The sequence below is a fragment of the Catenibacterium faecis genome (assembly GCF_014306455.1).
GTDB classification, from domain to species: domain Bacteria; phylum Bacillota_I; class Bacilli_A; order Erysipelotrichales; family Coprobacillaceae; genus Catenibacterium; species Catenibacterium mitsuoka_A.
Genome location: NZ_JACRWG010000142.1, coordinates 1 through 1160 on the forward strand (window position 1 = coordinate 1; position 1160 = coordinate 1160).

At 32.3% G+C, this 1160-nt stretch carries 1 protein-coding gene; it reads right to left on the reverse strand.

Annotated elements, in window-relative coordinates:
* Positions 1-205 precede the first annotated feature (205 nt).
* The gene (locus H8909_RS13125; protein WP_187013146.1) at positions 206-991 is read right to left on the reverse strand and encodes a Nif3-like dinuclear metal center hexameric protein; all 786 of its coding nucleotides are present in this window, start codon (positions 989-991) and stop codon (positions 206-208) included.
* Between the last annotated feature and the right edge of the window lie 169 nt (positions 992-1160).

Genomic DNA, 1160 nt, shown 5'->3' on the forward strand with positions numbered 1-1160 from the left:
ACCTTACGGATGTCTCAAGTTATAATGATTAACTTCTCTTCAGTGATATGATATCACTTCTAGATAAAATAAAAAACTAGAATTATTACTTGAATAACTTCTAGTTCTATAATACGAAAACAATTCATCATATCCCTCCCTTACAGTTATCATATCATGAATTGTTTTTATACTTTATTTTTATCAAATTCGTGCTTAAAAATGATTATTCATCCATATGGTATATACCATAATCATTGGATACAAAGGTAAAAGTCACTTCTGGAAACTGTTTAGACAAGTACTCTACCATATGTTCCATACCTGGTGCTTCACATGTCATATGATTAATCACTATAAGTGGAATATCATGATCTACTGCCCACTGGACACCTATCCAGTTACTTACACCATCATCACTGACTAAACATGCATCTGCACCTTCTTCATACATTTCAAATACATCTGTACAAGCCCCTGTACCTATGCCTAATCTATGTATTATTTGAGTCTTATCTCCTATGATTTCTATACCTTGCTGGTGGTAAGGTTTTATTCTATTAATAATATGTTGTGCACATTCTTCTACAGTCATATTAATATCATTTGTATATCTATAGTAAGAATGATCATGTGATTCTTCAAAATTGAGATCTAATGTGTTAGCCCAGCTATCTCTAATGCCATATTCGGGATAGACATCCCATAAATCATGACATCTATAGATTGTAATATCATGTTCTTTTAATAATGCTTCTTTTTCTTTTTGTGCTTTATATATAAGTGTAGGTAACGATGTAGATGCGAGATAGAATGGATTCTCATGTGAAATAATGAAATGTATATCATGTTCTATTGCATATTGAATCACTTTATTAGTCGCTACCCAGCATGTTATTACTTTACTTATTTCTGTTTGATCCTCCCCAAACAATATACGATCTCTTGTACAGTTTCTATTCACCCATTCACCTTGTGACTCTAATAAGTCTATGATGTCTCTTATTGTCATATGTATCTACTCCTTTCTTATAATTATACACAAAAAAAGACATTCTTAATTGAACCGCCCCTGTCAAGTAGACAGGTGAAATAATTAAAAACATGTACCCTTGCCTGCCACGTAGTGGCAGGCAATTTTTTTATGCATAATGTGTCGCCTTATATTTCTGTATCGCCTT